The sequence below is a fragment of the Bradyrhizobium sp. 141 genome, assembly GCF_023074055.1.
Classification (GTDB): Bacteria; Pseudomonadota; Alphaproteobacteria; order Rhizobiales; family Xanthobacteraceae; genus Bradyrhizobium.
The window spans coordinates 1-18,173 of record NZ_JADPKR010000097.1; the positions used below are offsets into that span (position 1 = coordinate 1).

General features: G+C 64.4%; 18 protein-coding genes. 9 read left to right on the top strand and 9 right to left on the bottom strand.

Annotation, left to right across the window (positions count from 1 at the left end; translation table 11 throughout):
• The first annotated feature begins 133 nt into the window (after positions 1-133).
• The 3 genes from IVA81_RS29155 to IVA81_RS29165 all read left to right on the top strand — a co-directional run bounded on the left by IVA81_RS29155 (position 134) and on the right by IVA81_RS29165 (position 3,365).
• Positions 134-1,030, top strand: coding sequence for a TauD/TfdA family dioxygenase (locus IVA81_RS29155; protein ID WP_247324370.1), 897 nt, complete (start codon positions 134-136; stop codon positions 1,028-1,030).
• A gap of 181 nt (positions 1,031-1,211) precedes the next feature.
• Entirely contained in the window at positions 1,212-2,549 is a 1,338-nt protein-coding gene (locus IVA81_RS29160) for a Rieske 2Fe-2S domain-containing protein (RefSeq protein WP_247324371.1), read from the top strand.
• 3 nt (positions 2,550-2,552) lie between these two features.
• Positions 2,553-3,365, top strand: a complete 813-nt coding sequence (locus tag IVA81_RS29165; protein WP_247324372.1) for an N-acetylmuramoyl-L-alanine amidase — start codon at positions 2,553-2,555, stop codon at positions 3,363-3,365.
• Positions 3,366-3,398: 33 nt separating this feature from the next.
• On the opposite strand, the gene IVA81_RS29170 is transcribed toward IVA81_RS29165, so the two are convergent.
• The 3 genes from IVA81_RS29170 to IVA81_RS29180 all read right to left on the bottom strand — a co-directional run bounded on the left by IVA81_RS29170 (position 3,399) and on the right by IVA81_RS29180 (position 6,472).
• Positions 3,399-5,006 (bottom strand): Na+/H+ antiporter, encoded by a 1,608-nt coding sequence (locus IVA81_RS29170; protein WP_247324373.1) that lies wholly within the window; start codon positions 5,004-5,006, stop codon positions 3,399-3,401.
• A 36-nt stretch (positions 5,007-5,042) separates the two neighbouring features.
• The gene (bla, locus tag IVA81_RS29175; RefSeq protein ID WP_247324374.1) at positions 5,043-5,900 is read right to left on the bottom strand and encodes a class A beta-lactamase; all 858 of its coding nucleotides are present in this window, start codon (positions 5,898-5,900) and stop codon (positions 5,043-5,045) included.
• 197 nt (positions 5,901-6,097) lie between these two features.
• The gene (locus tag IVA81_RS29180; protein WP_007598116.1) at positions 6,098-6,472 is read right to left on the bottom strand and encodes a nuclear transport factor 2 family protein; all 375 of its coding nucleotides are present in this window, start codon (positions 6,470-6,472) and stop codon (positions 6,098-6,100) included.
• A 95-nt stretch (positions 6,473-6,567) separates the two neighbouring features.
• On the opposite strand from IVA81_RS29180, the gene IVA81_RS29185 reads away from it, so the two are divergent.
• Positions 6,568-6,996 (top strand): GFA family protein, encoded by a 429-nt coding sequence (locus tag IVA81_RS29185; protein WP_247324375.1) that lies wholly within the window; start codon positions 6,568-6,570, stop codon positions 6,994-6,996.
• Positions 6,997-7,176: 180 nt separating this feature from the next.
• Positions 7,177-9,003, top strand: a complete 1,827-nt coding sequence (locus IVA81_RS29190) for a caspase family protein (RefSeq protein WP_247324376.1) — start codon at positions 7,177-7,179, stop codon at positions 9,001-9,003.
• Between the two features lie 34 nt (positions 9,004-9,037).
• Here IVA81_RS29190 and IVA81_RS29195 read toward each other — a convergent pair whose 3' ends face one another.
• A complete protein-coding gene (locus tag IVA81_RS29195; protein ID WP_247324377.1) occupies positions 9,038-9,730 on the bottom strand; it encodes a DUF1345 domain-containing protein in 693 nt (230 codons plus the stop codon).
• Positions 9,731-9,739: 9 nt separating this feature from the next.
• Complete coding sequence (locus tag IVA81_RS29200; RefSeq protein WP_247324378.1) at positions 9,740-10,663, bottom strand: polyprenyl synthetase family protein; 924 nt, start codon at positions 10,661-10,663, stop codon at positions 9,740-9,742.
• Between the two features lie 161 nt (positions 10,664-10,824).
• On the opposite strand from IVA81_RS29200, the gene mtgA reads away from it, so the two are divergent.
• From mtgA to IVA81_RS29215, 3 genes are all read left to right on the top strand, one after another.
• On the top strand, positions 10,825-11,499 hold the full coding sequence (mtgA, locus tag IVA81_RS29205; RefSeq protein ID WP_247324665.1) for a monofunctional biosynthetic peptidoglycan transglycosylase: 675 nt from the start codon (positions 10,825-10,827) through the stop codon (positions 11,497-11,499).
• Between the two features lie 168 nt (positions 11,500-11,667).
• Complete coding sequence (rpmF, locus tag IVA81_RS29210; protein ID WP_007598106.1) at positions 11,668-11,850, top strand: 50S ribosomal protein L32; 183 nt, start codon at positions 11,668-11,670, stop codon at positions 11,848-11,850.
• Positions 11,851-11,993: 143 nt separating this feature from the next.
• Positions 11,994-12,647, top strand: a complete 654-nt coding sequence (locus IVA81_RS29215) for a hypothetical protein (protein WP_247324381.1) — start codon at positions 11,994-11,996, stop codon at positions 12,645-12,647.
• On the opposite strand, the gene IVA81_RS29220 is transcribed toward IVA81_RS29215, so the two are convergent.
• Positions 12,648-12,923, bottom strand: a complete 276-nt coding sequence (locus tag IVA81_RS29220; protein WP_247324387.1) for a hypothetical protein — start codon at positions 12,921-12,923, stop codon at positions 12,648-12,650.
• Between the two features lie 206 nt (positions 12,924-13,129).
• On the opposite strand from IVA81_RS29220, the gene IVA81_RS29225 reads away from it, so the two are divergent.
• Positions 13,130-14,824, top strand: coding sequence for a bifunctional diguanylate cyclase/phosphodiesterase (locus tag IVA81_RS29225; RefSeq protein WP_247324388.1), 1,695 nt, complete (start codon positions 13,130-13,132; stop codon positions 14,822-14,824).
• Positions 14,825-14,931: 107 nt separating this feature from the next.
• On the opposite strand, the gene IVA81_RS29230 is transcribed toward IVA81_RS29225, so the two are convergent.
• The 3 genes from IVA81_RS29230 to IVA81_RS29240 all read right to left on the bottom strand — a co-directional run bounded on the left by IVA81_RS29230 (position 14,932) and on the right by IVA81_RS29240 (position 18,056).
• A complete protein-coding gene (locus IVA81_RS29230; protein WP_247324389.1) occupies positions 14,932-16,440 on the bottom strand; it encodes a tripartite tricarboxylate transporter permease in 1,509 nt (502 codons plus the stop codon).
• 4 nt (positions 16,441-16,444) lie between these two features.
• A complete protein-coding gene (locus tag IVA81_RS29235; protein ID WP_247324390.1) occupies positions 16,445-16,930 on the bottom strand; it encodes a tripartite tricarboxylate transporter TctB family protein in 486 nt (161 codons plus the stop codon).
• A 148-nt stretch (positions 16,931-17,078) separates the two neighbouring features.
• The gene (locus IVA81_RS29240) at positions 17,079-18,056 is read right to left on the bottom strand and encodes a tripartite tricarboxylate transporter substrate binding protein (protein WP_247324391.1); all 978 of its coding nucleotides are present in this window, start codon (positions 18,054-18,056) and stop codon (positions 17,079-17,081) included.
• Positions 18,057-18,173: the final 117 nt, after the last annotated feature.

The following is an 18,173-nucleotide window of genomic DNA, read 5'->3' on the forward strand; positions in this document are numbered from 1 at the left end:
GTTTGAGGGACGACCGCCTTCCAACCAACAGGCCGCTCGCGAGCGCGCTTCCAAATCGCGCCGTAGCGAGCGGGCGGCCGGCCCGTTACCCCATCTACGATGTCCCCAATCAAGAATGATCGGGAGACACGCCATGAGCTCACTCGCCGGCAAGCAGGGCCCGCGCTATCGCCACACGGCCGAAGACGGCGCACCGTATGAGACCGTCGCGGTCGAAAAGCTCACCCCCATCATCGGCGCGGAAATCACCGGCGTCGACCTCGGCAGCCTGGTCTCCGATGACGCCCGCTCCACCCGGCAGATGGATGAGATCCATCGCGCGCTCGCCGAAAACCTCGTCATCTTCTTCCGCGACCAGCACATCACGCCGCAGCAGCATCTCGCCTTCGGCCGCAAGTTCGGCGAGCTGCATTTTCATCCCGCCGCGCCGCATGAGGACGAAGATCCCGCGCTGATGAAGATCTACGCCGACAAGAATTCGCCGCGCGCGAACGGCGAGGGTTGGCACTCGGACGTGTCCTGCGATCTCGAGCCGCCGATGGGCTCGATCCTCTACATCAAGCAGTGTCCGCCGCGCGGCGGTGACACGCTGTTCGCCAACATGTACGCGGCCTACGAGGCATTGTCGGACCGCATGAAGGCCTATCTCGACGGCCTCACCGCGCTGCATGACGGCGAGCCGATCTATCGAGGCCTTTATGCGAACTATGGCGTCGCGGACAGGCCGAGCTATCCGCACGCGGAGCACCCTGTCGTGCGCACGCACCCGGTCACGGGCAAGAAGGCGCTCTACGTCAACCGCGGCTTCACCCGCTACATCAACGGCATTCCGCGCGACGAGAGTGATGCGATGCTAGCCTATCTCTACCAGCACGCCGAAAACCCGCTGTTCCAGTGCCGCTTCCGCTGGACCGAGAACGCCATCGCCTTCTGGGACAACCGTTGCACCCAGCACCGCGCGATGTGGGACTACTGGCCGCACACGCGATCGGGCACGCGCGTGACGGTGAAGGGGGAAAGGCCGGTTTAGGCGAGGTGCCGTAGGGTGGGCAAAGCGCAGCGTGCCCACCACTTCTGTTATGATCGCGGAAGGATGGTGGTGCACGGCGCAAGAGCGCCTTTGCCCACCCTACGGCAGAATCCGTGCAGCTCCCGCGTTGACGTCCCCGCACTCTCGCGCCAAACTTCCCGAAAAAATCGGGAGGATCGCAATGCTCCGCGCCGAGGATAACAAATTCCTGACCGAGGCCGGCCCTGGAACGGGCATGGGCGAATTGTTGCGCCGGTTCTGGATTCCCGTGGCTCTCTGCGAAGAACTCCCCGAGCCCGACGGCGAGCCGAAGAAGATCATTGTGCTCGGCGAGGAGCTGCTCGCCTTCCGCGACTCCCGAGGCGTAGTCGGAATCATCGACCAATATTGCCCGCATCGCGGCGCCAATCTCTGGCTTGGTCGCAACGAAGAATGCGGCATTCGCTGCGTCTATCACGGCTGGAAGTTCGACACCGAAGGTCGCTGCGTCGACATGCCGACCTCCTATCCCGATCTCAACGCCAAGGATCTCATTCGCATCAAGTCCTATCCGGCGCGCGAATGGGGCGAGATGATCTGGGCCTATATGGGTCCCGCCGACGTCATGCCTGAGCTGCCCGACCTCGAAATGGCACTGTTGCCGGCCTCGCATCGCTACGTCAGCAAGAAATGGCAGGACTGCAACTGGGTGCAGGCGCTGGAAGGCTCGATCGACACCGCGCATTTCACCTTTGCCCATCTCTCCTTCGACAAGGAGGAGAACGAGATTTTGGATATCAAGAAGCACTTTGTGAATCCCATCGCGCGGATGTCGAGCGATCACATGCGCTGGATCGCGGAGGATCCGCGCCCAGTGATCAAGATCAGTCCGCACGAGGCCGGGCTGACCATTGCCGGCGGTCGGCTGACCGGCGGCGACAACATCTACTGGCGCATCGCGCAGTTCCTGATGCCGTTCCACGCTTACGCGCCGAGCGCGATGCCGGGCGAGAACATCTTCGGGCAGACTTTCGTGCCGGTGACCGACACCAATTGCTGGATCTATACCTATGTCTGGAATCCGGAGCGGCCGCTGACGCAAGGAGAGCGCGACGCCTATGACCGCGGCAACGGCGTGATCGCGGAGGTCGACGACAATTACGTGCCGCTGCGTCACAAGGGCAACGATTATCTGATCGACCGAAAGCTCCAGAAGACCCGAAGCTACACCGGCATCAAGGGCGTCTCCGAGCAGGACGCCGCCGTGCAGGATAGCCAGGGGCCGATCGCCGACCGCACCCGCGAGCATCTCGGGCCGACCGATCTCGGCATCATGCATTTCCGCAAGGTCGTGATGGGTCTGGCGCGGGCGCTCCAGCAGGGCGAGCCGCCGCCGCAGGTCGTACATCAGGACCGCTATGCGGTGCGCTCCGGTGCCTGCGTGACCAGCAAGTCCAAGGACCTGCCCGCAGTAATGTTGGAGCGCTTCGGTGATGTCGCGGGCTTCGTCGGCCGCCCCAGAATCGCGGCAGCGGAGTGACGCTTGAGGCAACCGCGCAGCATCATCGTCGGGCTGGTTGCGTCGATCCTGCTATCGTCGCTTGCGATTGTTGGCAGCAGCCAGGCCGTGACCGCGCGAAAGATTGCAAGACCCAAGGCCAAGCCGCAGGTACCGGCCAGATGTGAGATGCCCAAATTCCGGATCGTCGTGGATGTCGGGCACACCCCGGACTCCTATGGCGCGCTGAGCGCGCGCAATGATCCGGAGTTCGGCTTCAACGTCCGTCTCGCAAGACTGATCACGGCGAGACTCAAGTCCGAAGGCTTTGCCGCAACCCGGCTGCTCGTCACGGACGGCAAGGCGCGGCCGAGCCTGTTCAAGCGGGTCAGTGCCGCGAATGACGGGCGGGCCGATCTCTTCCTGTCGATTCACCACGATTCGGTGCCAGACAAGCTGCTCGAGACCTGGGAATTCGATGGGGCGAAGAGCTATTTCAGCGATCGCTTCTCAGGCCACTCGCTGTTCGTGTCGCAGCACAATCCGCACTTCGCCACCAGTCTGATGCTGGCCCGGATGATCGGCCGGCAGTTGAAAGAGCAGGGCCTGCACTATGCCAGCCAATACACCTTGCCGGTGATGGGCCGTTACCGGCGCCAGTTGCTCGACAAGGATTTCGGCGTCTACCGTTATGACGGACTCGTGGTTCTCTCGCGGACAAGCAGTGCCGCAGTGCTGCTCGAAGCCGGCTCCATCATCAACCGCGACGAGGAAATGGCGATGAACTCGCCGGAGCGGCATGAGACGGTCGCGGGGGCTGTGGCCGCGGCAATCAGGGAATTTTGCGCAAGGCGGTAGTCGTTTGACATTTGGCTCGCCATGACGAGGAGGCTACAGCGGCACGCCCCGATACTCCCGGTTCGCCAGGCTCGCCTCCTCCAGATCCAGATCGCGCTCGATCCGCCGCCGCGTCTCGTCGGTGATCTGGCCATCGCGCAGGAGATCGTGGATGAATTTTCGTTCGGCGGCGATCAGGTTGCGGGTCAGCATGGTGCCGGCGGCGGAGACGTCGTGGCGGGTGGGATCGAGCGAATCCGGAAGCTGGTTGACGCGGATCTCGTGACGCGCACGCAGAAGCCGCATCACCTCTTCGGAGACTTCCTGTTCCGCGGTCATTGCGTCGAGCGACCTTAGTGCGGCGTCCAGGGCCTGACGGCGCGCGGCGATCTCGGCTTCGTGCTCGGCGGCATGCTCGTTTCGGCCGGCATCGGCGACGCCGAGCCACCGCACCACCGGCGGCAGCGTCAGGCCGACGCCGATCAGCGTGACGAAGATGACGCCGAAGGCGACGAACAGGATCAGGTCACGATATGGGAACGCCTCGCCATCAGGTAGCGTGAACGGCAGCGCCAGCGCCGCTGCGAGCGACACCGCGCCGCGCACGCCGGTGAAGGCGAGCACGAACGGCCATTGCCAGGGTGGCGACGGATCGCGTTCGCGCAACGATTTGCTGAGCATCCGCGGCAGATAGGTTGCGGGATAGAGCCAGGCGAAGCGCGCGATCACGACGATCATCAGGACCAATGCGGTCGCGATCAGGATGTCGTCGAGCGGGAACGCCTTCGACTTCTCGTAGAGCGCGCGCATCTGGAAGCCGGTGAGCAGGAACAGCACGCCCTCGATCAGGTAGATCACGAGGTCCCAGAAGAAGATGCCCTGCAGGCGCGTCGCCGACGAGATCAGCAACGGGCCGTTCCAGCTCACATAGAGGCCGCAGGCGACGGTGGCGATCACGCCGGAGCCGCCGACATGCTCGGGCAGCCAGTAGGACACGTAGGGCGTGATCAGCGACAGCGTCAGCTCGACCTGCGGATCCCCGGACCATTTGCGAAAGCGCAGGGAGAGCCAACCGACGCCGATGCCGAAGGCGATCTCGCTGGCGACGATCAGCAGGAACTCGCCGGCCGCGAGCGGCAGGGAGAAATGCCCGACCATGATCGCGGCCAGCGCGAAGCGGTAGAGGGTCAGCGCGGTGGCGTCGTTGGCGAGCCCTTCGCCCTCGAGGATGACCACGAGCCGCCGCGGCAAGTTGAGCCGGCGCGCGATCGCGAGCGGCGCCACCACGTCGGGCGGCGCGACGATGGCCCCAAGCAGGAAGCCGATGGTCCAGGGCAGGCCGATCAAGTAATGCGTGGCGGCCGCCACCATCGCCGCGGTGAAGATCACCGCGCCGACCGCGAGCAGCACGATCGGGCGCAGATTTTTTCTGAATTCGCGCCAGCTCATGGCAACGCTCGCCGAGTAGATCAGCGGCGGCAGCACCAACAGCAGCACCAGCTCCGGCGGCAGTTCCACCGACGGCATGCCCGGCACGAAGGCGAGGCCGACGCCGGCCAGCATCAGCAGGATAGCAGGGGCAACGTTGAAGCGGCGTGCGGCGAGCGCCACGCCCGCCAATACGGCCAGCAGGATGAGAAAGGTCTGAAACTTCGCTTCCATGATGGTCTGTCTTGAACCTGCGTCAATGCGTGCGGCTTACGCCAACCGCTCAGCCACCATCCGCCCGATTCGCGCGAACGCGACCTCGATCTGCGCTGCCGTCGGCGTGCCGCCTTGGACATAGGCAGCGATAAGGATGGGCGTGTCGGGCTTCGACCAGGCTACCGCGATGTCGCCCGCTGCGTCCTTGCCATTGTAGCCGGTCTTGTCGCCAATCTTCCAACTTGCGGGCAGGCCGCCGCGCAGCCGGTTGGCGCCGGTCTTGCAATTCACCATCCATTCGATGAGCTGCGCGCGAGAGGCCGGAGGCAGCGCTTCGCCCGTCACCAGACGGCGCAAGTTCCCGGCCATCGCCGCCGGCGTCGTGGTGTCCCGGGGATCTCCGGGCGGGGAGCGATTGAGTTCGGGCTCGTTGTGGTCGAGCCGCGAGGTGGCATCGCCCAGCGATCGCCAGAATGCAGTGAGCGCGGCAGGGCCGCCGATCCGCGCCAGCAGCAAATTGGCGCAGGTGTTGTCGCTGAGCTCGACGATCGCCTTGCACATGTCGGCGACCGACATCGCGCCGGCCGCGAGATTTTGCTTGGCGACCGGCGCGTAGTCGAGCAGGTCGGCCTTGCCGTAGGGGATCATGGCCGCAAGCTGATCCTCGCCGCGATCGACCCGCGCCAGCACGCAGGCCGCGAGCGAGGCTTTGAATGTCGAACACATGACGAAGCGCTCGTCGGCGCGCCAGGTGAGCTTGGCGCCGGTGACCAGATTTTCCGCATAGACCCCAATCCGCCCGGCGCTCTCGCGTTCATATGCTTCGAATTCTGGCGGCGCCTCCGCGGCGAATGCGGGATACGCGGCCATCCAGCCGAGTGAGGCTAGCAGGGAGCGGCGATCGAGAAGCATGGGGACTTTCAGGCGACTGGAGGCAGGAAATATGCGGATGCTGCATCCGCGTCGTCATTGCGGGGAGCGAAGCGACGAAGCAATCCAGTCTGTCTCCGCGGAGGGATTCTGGATTGCTTCGTCGCAAGAGCTCCTCGCAATGACGGAGAATGGGGGGTGAGCGCGGCAGATATTGGGCAGCGGGAGGTCGAGCCTCCTCACTCCCTCAGGTCGTACCGATACGATTTCGACACGATCTGCCAGCCGTCGGCGAGCTTCATCGCCACCAGATAATCGGTGAAGAAACGCGGGGGTAGTTGGCACCGGACCTTGATGAAGGCGGTCTTGTCGTCCGAGCGGTCGATGGTGACGATGAAATCCTCACGCGGCTTGCCTTCCGCCTTGCCGGATGGGCGTTTGCGGACGCGGTCGAGCCAGTCCGGCACGGTCAGCACCTGCAATTCACCCTTCTCGACCCAGCGCAAATCCGCGGAGGGATGGAAGATGGCGCCGAGCTTTTCAGCGTCGCCCTCGTAGAGCCCGTCAAAATAGGATTGCACGACGGCTTCGACGCTCGAACGGTTCTGGCTCATGGGTCATCCTTTTGCATGATGGCTTGGGGCGAACTTAGTCGTACACATCGAAATGCGCTATGGGTGTCTCTCGCCAATTGCGCAGGGACGCTGGAATGACCGGATCAGAAACTTCGAACGCTCGTATCCTGATCGGCGAATGCTACTGCCGCACCGTCCGCTTCGAGGTGGCCGACGCGTTCTCCTATGCGATGAACTGCCACTGCTCGAACTGCCGGCGCACCACCGGCTCCGCCTTCAAGCCGTTCGCCGGCATCGCGCAGGACAAGCTCCGCATTGTCCAGGGCGAGGACCAGCGGATGATATTCGGCGACGACACCAGCCATGACGCCCATTGTGGGCGATGCGGCTCGCTGCTTTATTCCCGGGTGCGTGACGGACAATGGGTCCATGTCGCCATGGGAACCCTGGTCGACGCTCCCTCGATCCGGCCAAGCGCCCACATTTTCGTGGCCTCGAAGGCGCCCTGGCACGAAATTACGGACAATCTGCCGCAATATCGGGGGCATATCGGTGATGCCTAAGGGAACTCGGTCGACACCAGCTTGGGGGCGAACCGTGACCGCGCTGGCGCGACAAACAAAGGGGGGCTTTCCGACTGTCGCCAGCGCGGCCTTCGTGACCTCCATCACAAGCGCCTGCGCCAGATCCTGCTAAAGCGGTCCCAAGGGGCTCGAAACGGCCCGAACTTCGGAAGTCGTGTCATGCGCAATCTGCTCAGACTATGCCCGCTTCTCCTCGCCGCAGCGCTGCTGTTCGGCACTGAACCCGCTCTCGCCGGCAACCGCGTCGCGCTGGTGCTTGCCAACTCGGCCTATCAGCACGCGCCGGCGCTCGCCAACCCCGTCAACGACGGCGCGGTGATGGCGAAGACGCTCAAAGAGGCCGGTTTCGATATCGTCGATTACCGGCGCGACCTATCGGCCCTGGATACACGGCGCGTGCTGCGCGATTTTGCCGACGCGACCCGCAGTGCCGACATCGCCGTGGTCTACTATGCCGGTCACGGCATCGAGGTCGAGGGCTCGAATTATCTGATCCCTGTCGACGCCAAGCTCGAGCGCGATACCGACGTTTATGACGAGGCCCTTTCGCTCGACCGCGTCCTGGTCGCGGTCGAGCCGGCAAAGCAGCTTCGTCTTGTGATCCTGGATGCCTGCCGCGACAATCCGTTCGGCAAGAGGATGAAGCGCACGGTGGCCTCGCGCGGCATCGGCCGTGGCCTGGCTCAGGTCGAGCCGACCAGCCCCAACACACTGATCGCCTATTCGGCAAAGGCCGGCTTCACGGCCCAGGACGGCGACGGCGCCAATAGTCCCTTTACAGTCGCGCTGTCGAAGCATCTGACGACGCCGGGCCTCGACGTGCGCCGCGCCTTCGGCTTCGTGCGCGACGACGTGCTCAAGTCGACCGGTAACAAGCAGGAGCCGTTCGTTTACGGCTCGCTCGGCGGCGAAGACATGCCGCTCGTGCCGGTCAAGGTGGCGGTTGCAGCACCCGTAGCACCCGTGGCGAACCCGCAGGCCGATATCCGCCGCGACTATGAACTCGCGCTCCAGGTTGGCAACAAGGCGGCGTGGGATGCCTTCCTCGCCCAGCACCCCGATGGCTTCTATGCGAGCCTTGCCAAGCTCCAGGTCGAGAAGATCGGTGCCGAGCAGGCCCACGCAGCGGCGACCGCGAAGGCGAAGCAGGCCGAGGCCGAGCGTGATCGTCTCGCCGCGCTCGGCGCGCAGAAGGATGCGCAGGCCAAAGCCGCAGCCGATGCGAAAGCCGCCGAGCAGGCGCAGCTTGCCGCGCAGAAGGCCAAGGAGCAGGCGCAGCAGCAGGCGGCCGCGGCCGAGCAGCAGCGCGTCAATCTCGCCGCCGCGGCCCCGAGCGCGGCGCCGGCCAGCACGGCGAGCCCCGCCGGCACCAACGTTGCGGCGCTGACGCCTGCGACCGCGCCGGCCGATCTCAGCCGCTCGGTGCAGACGGAGCTTGGCCGCGTCGGCTGTTTCTCGGGTGCCGCCGACGGCAACTGGAATACGTCATCGCGGCGCTCGCTGTCGCAGTTCAACCGCTATGCCGGCACCAAGCTCGACGTGAAGATGGCAAGCACTGATGCGCTGGATACGGTCAAGGCCAAGTCGTCGCGCGTCTGCCCGCTGGTTTGCGAGCACGGTTTTAAGGCCGACGGCGACAAGTGTAGCAAGATCGTCTGCCGCGAGGGGTATGCCGTCAACGACGACAATGAGTGCGAAAAGCAGCGTGCGGCCAAGCCGGCCAAACCCGCGACTGCCAAGCGCGACGACGGCGATGAGCGTCCCGCGCGGCAGCGTCGTCAGGCCGGCGGCGCGGCTGCTGGCGCGGCGGGTGGTTATGGTGCCGCGGCCGGCATTGCTGCCGCCGCTGGGGCTAGCCGTCCCTCGGCCGGCGGGCAGATGTTCTGCAACAACACTGGGTGCCGTCCTGTCAGCCGCGGCTGCCATCTCGAATATCGCGGCGGTGGCGGCCCCGGCAACGACGCCAACGCGGAGGTTTGTCACTGACAATTGACATCGTCCGGGCCAAGCCGGGACGATGTCAATTTGAGATCGCGCTTGCCGCGATGTTCACCGTCAGCGCCAGCAACGCCGTATTGTAGATGAATGAGACGATGCCGTGCGCCGTCGCGGTGCGGCGGATCGTCTTGTCGGTGATGCCGACGTCGGAGACCTGCGCGGTCATGCCGATCACGAACGAGAAATAGACGAAGTCCCAATAGTCGGCCTGGTCTTCCTTGTCGCGGCTCGGAAACTGAAGGCCGCCAGGTGTGGCATGCCGATAATAATCATGGGCGTAGTGCAGCGCGAACGTCGTGTGTACGGCGGCCCACGATAGCGCAATGGTGCTGATTGCGATGGTCAGCTCCAACACGCCCCGATGTGGTGTGCCGAGCTCGGAGAGGATTGCGGCGATGCTGGCGAACGCTCCCGTCGCCGTCACCAGCAGGATCACGAAGCGGCCGTCGTCCTGCATCGCGGCTGCGCGCCGGATGTGGTGATGGTCGTTGCAAAGCATCATTGCGTAGACCAGCACGAGATAAACCGTGATCAGCGCGTCCCAGCCGAACAACAGCCGGGTCACCAGCCGGTGCGACCCCGGCAGCAGCAGGCAGACCAGGACGCCAGCCGCGAGCGCGATGAACGTTCGCGGCCGAGCATAAAGCAGCCGCATCGGCCGCGACATCTGCCAGAAGCGGACGAGGGCGGGATCTTCTTTGCCGCCGGCCGCCATCGACGCGCGTCAGCTCTTCCGTTCGGCGACAAACCGCGCCGCTGCCTGCAGCACGGCGGCGCGATCGCCGAAGATCGACACCGCGCTGTCGGCCCGCGCGAGCAGATCGCGCACGCGCTGCTTGGCACCTTCGATGCCGAGCTGGGTGACGAAGGTGGTCTTGCCGAGTGCGGCATCGGCGCCGGCCGGCTTGCCGAGCGCTGTCGCATCGCCCTCGACGTCGAGCAGATCGTCGGCGATCTGGAACGCTTCGCCGAGCGCGCGCCCGTAATCGTCGAGCGCCTGATATTCCTTTTGCGAGGCCTGGCCGAGGATCGCGCCGGCGATGCAGCCGTAGCGCAGCAGCGCGCCGGTCTTCATCTGCTGAATACGCGCGACGTCGATTGGCTCGTTGCCGCCAAAGCGACCTTCGCCGGCGAGGTCGAGGATCTGGCCGCCGACCATGCCGCCGATGCCGGCGCAGCGCGCCAGTGCACGCGTCAGCAGCAGGCGCACATTGGCGTCGCGGTGGATCTCGTCGCGGGTGATGATGTCGAAGGCGAGCGTCAACAGGCCGTCGCCGGCGAGGATCGCGGTGGCGTCATCGGTCTTCTTGTGCAGGGTGGGGCGGCCGCGGCGCAGATCCGAATTGTCCATCGCCGGCAGATCGTCATGGATCAGCGAATAGCAGTGAATGCATTCCAGCGCCGCACCGGCGAGCAGTGCCGCCTCGCGCGGTACATCGAACACGGCGGCGCTCTCGACCACCAGGAACGGCCGCAGGCGTTTGCCGCCGTTCAGGCTCGAATAGCGCATTGCGTCCATCAGTCGCTTGGGCCGGGCGATCTCATCGTGCAGGATGTCGTCCGACAACAGGCGCCCGAGCAAGGCCTCGGTGTCATCAGCGGTCTTGTCCAGACGCTTGGCGAAATCGGACGGGGACGTGCCGGTCATCAAGAAGGGCTCCAGAACTAAAATTCGGCCGGACAATCCTTTATGAGACCGCCCCAGTCAATCGTTTGGAAGGCCTAAAAAGTGCTGGAAAACGCCCGAATTATCACAGACTTAATGGCAGGGTCCGTGGCTGCGTTTCATTTTGCGCCGGAAAGGTTGATTTGCGCATCGTCAAAATCCTTCTCCTGGTGCTCGTGGTCGCAGCTCTCGCGCCCTATGTGATCGCGCCGTTGTATCGCACCGGCCATCCCGTTTCGACGCTGATGGCATGGCGCTCTCTTCGCGGCGCGCCGATGCAGCGGGAATGGATCGATCTGGCGGCGATGTCGCCCTCACTGCCGCGCTCGGTGGTGGCGGCCGAGGATGCGCATTTCTGCAAGCATCATGGGATCGATTGGGGCGCGTTGCGCGAGGCGATAGACGACGCGCAGGAGGACGGCACGCCGTTCCGGGGTGCTTCCACCATCACCCAGCAGGTCGCAAAAAACCTGTTCCTCTGGCAGGGGCGGGATTTCGTCCGCAAGGCGTTGGAATTCCCGCTGGCGCTCTGGATTGATTTGGTCCTGCCCAAGCCGCGGATCCTGGAGATTTACCTCAACATCGCCGAGCTCGGTCCACAGGGACAATTTGGCGTCGAGGCGGCCAGCGCTTATGCCTTCGGCAGGTCGGCCGCCAGCCTTTCCCCCCGGGAAGCCGCCCTTCTGGCCTCAATCCTGCCGAATCCAGTCAAACGCAGCGCCAAAACCCCCGGCCCGGGCGTCCGGCGGCTGGCCGCGACCTATATGGCGCGGGGGCAGGCGGGCTCACTTGCGACCTGCTGGCGGGAAAATCGCTGATTTCGGGCCCAATCCGGGCGTATTTTCCGGCCCAAGAGCCTAGCTTTACGGCCAGCCTTCCTCTATAAGCCCGGCCTTGATCGGCATTCAGCTCGCCTCGTATTGCGGGTGCTGAGCCGTCCCTCCCGGACGATGCCCTGACAACACCAATCCCTAGAGGATATTGAAATGGCCGTTCCGAGAAGAAAAACCTCGCCGTCGCGCCGTGGCATGCGCCGCTCGGCAGACGCCATCAAGAAGCCGACCTATGTGGAAGACAAGGACTCAGGCGAGCTCCGTCGTCCGCACCATCTCGACCTCAAGACCGGCATGTACAAGGGCCGGCAGGTCCTGAAGAAGAAAGAGTCCTGAGCCTCAGGACCTTTCTTTGGGCAGGATGATTTAGCCTGCCTGATTTCGGCCCATCCATGAGATAGACGGTGACGGCGGCGGAGCAAATGCTTCGCCGCTGCATTGTTCTGTCCGGACATCTTGATCGAGAAGGCGTTTTGCCGATGGTCGGTTTCCCGCTGCTCCTGATTCCGCTCGCGGTCTACAACATCATCGCCTTCCTGATGCCGACCGTTTCCTTTACGGACGTGCTGTTCAGGGTGCCGATGGTGTCCGGCGAGGCCTGGCCGGTTACGCTGGCCGATCTCCTGCTCGCGCTCGGCGTGGTGCTGCTGCTGCTCGAAGTGGTCAAGGGCGCGCGGCCCGGCTCGAAGTTCCTGATGGATCATCTGCTGTCGCTGATCATCTTCGCCGCGGCGGCGGCCGAGTTCGTGATGTGGCCCAAATTCGGCAACTCGACCTATTTCCTGTTGGTGCTGCTTGCGATGGCCGATTTCTTCGCTGGCATCGCCCAGCGCACGCGTCGTCGCGTCACCTATGTCGCCGAGACGACGGTGGCGCCGCCGCGCAAGGCCAAGCGCCAGAACGAAGCGTCGGGCGAGGATGTGGCGTCCGAGCGCAAGTTCGAGCCGGTGATTGCGCCGCAGCCGGCGCCGGTGGAGCCTCCCGCACCTTCGGCGCAATCTGTCGCCGAATCCGTGCTGATGGATCATCCTGCGCCCAAGCCCGTGCAGGGCGCGCCCTCGCCGGAAATTCCCTCGCCACATCTTCAGCCGGGCAATGGCACGCCGTCCTCGCCGGACACGCCGCCGCGCTGATCAGGCCACCTGCCGTGTGCGTGCGCTGACGCTTTGCAGCGGGTGCTTGCTGCCATAGGCCATCTGTGCGTCTTCGGAAGAGGCACGGCGCAACCGGCTCCCCTGGGGCAGGTGCTCGGCATTGGCGATGAGCTGGGCGACGAAGCTCGGATCAGGGCGCGGCATCGGCGCCTTGTGAACCCACTGCAACGTCGGCATCAACGGCACCAGGGCCGTGCCGGCCTGCCGCTTTGCCTCTTCCATTCCATCCGCGGTCGCCATCGCAACACCGTTCATCAGGTTGAACTGGCGCGTTTTGGGACATTGGCGCCGGTGCATATGATGGTCTCGCAAGGCCTATGCCGCCCGAGCCTAATCGGTTCCTCGGTAGTTTGGGAACGTGGTTTCCAAATTGTTTATCAACTTTGCCTAGGGTCGGAGGCGAATCTGGCTCTATCCTGTGCCGGCTCAGGACTCCCCTGCTGTCCCGAAACGAGGCGATTTTGACCCCCGCATTACCGCAAGCCTCCGACATTCTGGCCGCCCTCGGCCAGGCCGTGTTCGCCTGGGACATCGGCAGTGATGCGATGGTCTGGGGTGATCAGGTCGCCAGCGTCTTTTCCGGCATTCCCGCCGAGCGACTGGCGACCGGCGCCGAATTTGCCAAGCTGATCGAACCCGCGCCATCGGTGCGGACCGCCGCGCTGGCGCAAACTTATGCCGTGCATGGTGCGGACGGCACGCCCTACCGGGTCGAGTACGGCGTCCGCATGAGCGCCGCCGATCCCGTGATCTGGATCGAGGAGACCGGCCGCTGGTTCGCGGGCCCCGACGGCCGCCCCACGCGTGCGATCGGCTCCGTCCGCATCAACAATGAACGCCACGCCCGCGACGAGGAGCTGACCAAGCTGGCCCGGCTTGATCCGCTGACCGGCGAGCTCAACCGGTCGTACCTGATCGCGGCGCTGGCCGAGGCGATCGAGGAGACGACACGCTTCCGCTCGACGGCGGCCTTCATGCTGGTTGGTATCGACCATCTCGCCCGCGTCAACGACGCCTTCGGCTTCGACGTTGCCGACGCCGTGATCCTCGACATCGCCAAGCGCATCCGCGCGCGCCTGCGCGGTGGCGACGTGCTCGGGCGCTTTTCCGGCAACAAGTTCGGCCTGATCCTGAAGAACTGCACCGTCGACGACATGAATGTCGCCGCCGAGCGTTTCCTTGCCGGCATCCGCGACGAGGTGGTGCCGACCAAATCCGGTCCGGTCTCGGTCACCGCGTCGATCGGCGCGGTCAGCGTGCCGCGCTATGCCCGCAACACCGACGAGGCCGTCAATCGTGCCCATGAGACGCTGGATGCTGCCAAGCGCCGCCGCGTCGGCTCGTTCGCGGCATGGCGCCCGGATGCCACGCGCGACGCGCAGCGCCGCGTCAACATCCGCGTCACCGACGAGATCGTCACCGCGCTGAACGAGCGCCGCATCAAGCTCGCCTATGAGCCGGTGGTGTCGGCCGCCTCGCGCGAGCGCGCGTTCCACGAATGCCTGGTGCGGATGGACCAGGGCGACGGCCAGGTGCTGCTCGCGCCCGACATCGTGCCGGTCGCCGAACGGCTCGGCCTGATACGCCTGGTCGATCATCGCGTGCTCGAGCTCGTGGTCGCCGAGCTCGCGGCGGCGCCCGACATCTGCCTCAGCCTCAATATCTCGCCTGATACCACCATGGATCCGGACTGGTGGGCGGGAATCGAATCGCTGATGCAGGCCCATCCTGGTGTTGCCGAGCGGCTGATCGTCGAGATCACCGAAACCGTCGCGATCCAGGACATCGATGACGTTCGCGCTTTCGTTGGCCGTCTCAAGCATTTCGGCAGCCGCATCGCCATCGACGATTTCGGTGCCGGCTACACCTCGTTCCGAAACCTGCGCAAGCTCGGTGTGGACATCGTGAAGATCGACGGTGCCTTCGTGCAGAACATCACCCATTCCGCCGACGACCGCGCCTTCGTGCAGACCCTGATCGACCTCGCCCGCCGCCTCGACATCAAGACCGTCGCCGAATGGGTGCAGGACGAAGAGGCTGCAAACATGCTGCGCGACTGGGGCTGCGACTACATCCAGGGCCGCTTGATCGGGCTTGCGTCAGCCGAGCGGCCATGGGGGGCTTCAGCGGATAGTGCGCTGCCTGCGGCAAGCTGAAGTCTCGTAGGGTGGGCAAAGCGAAACGTGCCCACCATTCTTGTTGCATCGCTTGAAAGATGGTGGGCACGGCGCAAGGGCGCCTTTGCCCACCCTACGAGACCCTCTCACGCCCCCTCATCCAGCGCCACCAGCTCGCGCTTCTTGCGCAGCGCGGGCAATAGCGGCGCGATCAGCAGCACCATTGCGAATGCGAGACACACCGCCGAGATCGGCCGCTGCACGAAAGTCCAGAGATCGCCCTGCGACAGGATCAGCGACTTGCGCAGATTGTTCTCCATCATCGGCCCCAGCACGAAGGCCAGCACCAGCGGCGCCGGCTCATAGCCGAGCTTGCGCATGAAATAGCCGATGATCCCGAACGCGATCATCACATAGACGTCGAACACGTTGTTGCTGGAGCAGTAGACGCCCAGGATCGTGAACAGGATGATCAGGGGGAACAGGATGTTGTAGGGCAGCTTGAGCAGCTGCACCCACATGCCGATCATCGGCAGGTTCAGGACCAGCAGCATGACGTTGCCGATATACATGCTGGCAACGATGCCCCAGAACAGGCCGGGGTTCTGCGTGATCAGCAGCGGTCCCGGCTGCAGGCCGTGAATGACGAATGCACCGAGCAGCAGTGCCATCACCACATTCGGAGGAATGCCGAGCGTCATCAGCGGAATGAAGGCGCCGCCCGCCGCGGCGTTGTTCGCCGATTCCGGCCCCGCGACGCCTTCGATCGCGCCATGGCCGAAACGCTCCGGTGTTTTCGACAGCCGTTTCTCAAGCGCGTAGGACGCGAAAGACGCCACCACCGCGCCGCCGCCCGGCAGGATGCCCAGGAAGAAGCCCAGGATCGTGCCGCGGCCGACCGGGCCCGCGCTCGCCTTCAAGTCCTCTTTACTGGGCAGGAGATGAGTGATCTTCGTGTTGATGATGTCGCGCTTGATGGCCTGCTCGGTGTTGAGCAGCACCTCGGCAACGCCGAACAGGCCCATCACGACCGGCACGAGGCCAATGCCGTCGATCAGCTCCATACGTCCGAAAGTCAGCCGCGGCTGCGCGGTGATGCTGTCGAGCCCGATCAGTCCGAGCACGACGCCGATGCACGCCATCAGCAGCGCCTTCGGCATCGATCCCTGCGTCAGGAAGGTGAGCACCACGAGGCCGAGCACCATCAGGCTGAAATATTCGGCCGGGCCGAACGCGATGGCGACGCTGGCAAGCTTCGGCGCGACCAGCATCAAGGCGATCAGTGCAAACGTGCCGGCGATGAAGGAGCCGAAGGCGGAGATGCCGAGCGCGGGCCCTGCGCGGCCCTGCTTCGCCATCTGGTGGCCGTCGATGCAGGTGACGACGGAGGCCGCCTCGCCGGGGATGTTGACCAGGATCGAGGTGGTCGAGCCGCCATACATCGAGCCGTAATAGATGCCGGCCATCATGATGATGCCGGATTCCGGCGTGCCCGACAGCGTCACGGGCAGCAGCAGCGACATCGCCGAGATCGGCCCGATCCCCGGCAGCACGCCGACCAACGTGCCGATGAAGACGCCGATGAAGCAGTAGAGCAGGTTGATCGGCAGCAGCGCGACGCCGAATCCATGCGCGACATTGACAAGCGTATCCATGCGATCAACCGATCCCGAACAGGCCCGAGGGCAACTGAATCAACAGCAGCCGCTTGAGCACCCACCACATGCCCATGGGCACCAGCACGGCGACCGGAATCGCCAGCGTCCAGCGGACGGGATCGATCAACCGCAACAGCAGCAGCATCAACGGGATCGACGACAGCAGGAAGCCGAGTGGCTCCAGTGCGACGGAGAAGGCCACGAGACAGGCAATCAGCAGGAGCGGCTTGCTCCAGCGCACATTTTCCCAGCGCGAGGCCAGCGTGGGCCCGCCTTCGGTGATCGCCGAGACGATGATGGAGCCTGCGAACACGCACATCAGAATGCCCGTGTAGAACAGCACATAGCCGGAGCCGGGATCGTTGATGGTGCCGAGCTTGAGCTTCAGGCCGGACCAGATCACGAAGCCGCCGAGCGCGAGCCCGATCACTCCGCCCCAGAGTTCGGAATTGCTGAGACGGAGTTTGACGTTGGTTTGATCGTTCATCTGGAATGCTCTCGGATCACCGTCGTCCTGAGGTGGCGAAGCGCAGCGTAGCCCTCGAAGGGCGGCGGTGCCCCGATCCATCCTTCGAGGCGAGCCGCAAGCGCGGCTCGCACCTCAGGATGACGCCATCGTGTGTGGCGGGATAACTCTACTTCTTCGCCAGCCCGAGGCTGTCGATCACCTTGCGTTCGGACTCCGTGACCTCGACGACGAACTTCTTGTAGTCCTCGGTATTCTTGTAGTTCGGCACCATGTCGAATTTGGCCAGCGTCGCGATCACCGCGGGGTCGTCGAGCGCCTTCTTGAAGGCATCGTGCAGCTTGGCGACGATCTTGGGATCCAAACCCTTCGGTCCGGCAATGCCGAAGGGAGAATCATAGACCATCGGATAGCCCAGTTCCTTCAGCGTCGGCACATCGGGATAGTTCGGCGAGCGGGTACCGGTCCACACCATTAACAGCCGTAGCTTGCCGGCGTCGACCAGCGGCCGCCACCCCGTGGAGTCCGCCTGAAGCATGGTGTGCTGACCGAGCACGGCGGCATTGGTCTCTGCGCCGCCCTTGAACGGTACCTGCGTCAGCTTGATGCCGGCCATCCCCGCGATCTGCTCCATGCCGATATGGAGCGAGGTGCCGGCGCCGGGCGTGGCGTAGGTCACCTTGCCGGGATTCGCTTTCGCGAACTCCACCACGTCCTTCCAGCTCTTGAACTGGGATTCCGAGTTGGTCGTGACACCGAACGTGTAGCCGGTGAGATGGACGATGTAGGTAAAATCCTTCGCCGGATCCCATGACACTTCCTGCATCAAGGGCAGACGGAAGACCGTGATCGGAATCTGTGAAATGGTATAGCCGTCCGGCTTAGCCGCCGCTGCCATGGTCGCTGGTCCCACCGTGCCGCCTCCGCCGGCCTTGTTGTCGATCACGATCGGCTGCCCCAGCACTTTCGATGCGCTGTCGGCGATCGCGCGCATCGAGATGTCGGTCGAACCACCGGCCGGCCATGGCACGATCAGCGTGATGGGTTTGGTGGGATAGTCCTGCGCACTGGCGGCAGTCGGGAGCAATACGCCCATGACAGCATGCATCGCGGCAAATGCGATCGTCTTCAGCCGGTATCGCGACATCAAATTTCCTCCCTCGCGGCGGCCTCTTGGGACCGCCGTTTCTCGTTCTTGTGAGGCGATTGTTCCCGAAATCACAAGAGAAGAAAAGCGCCATTGCGCGTCTGCAGGGCAGGGGGC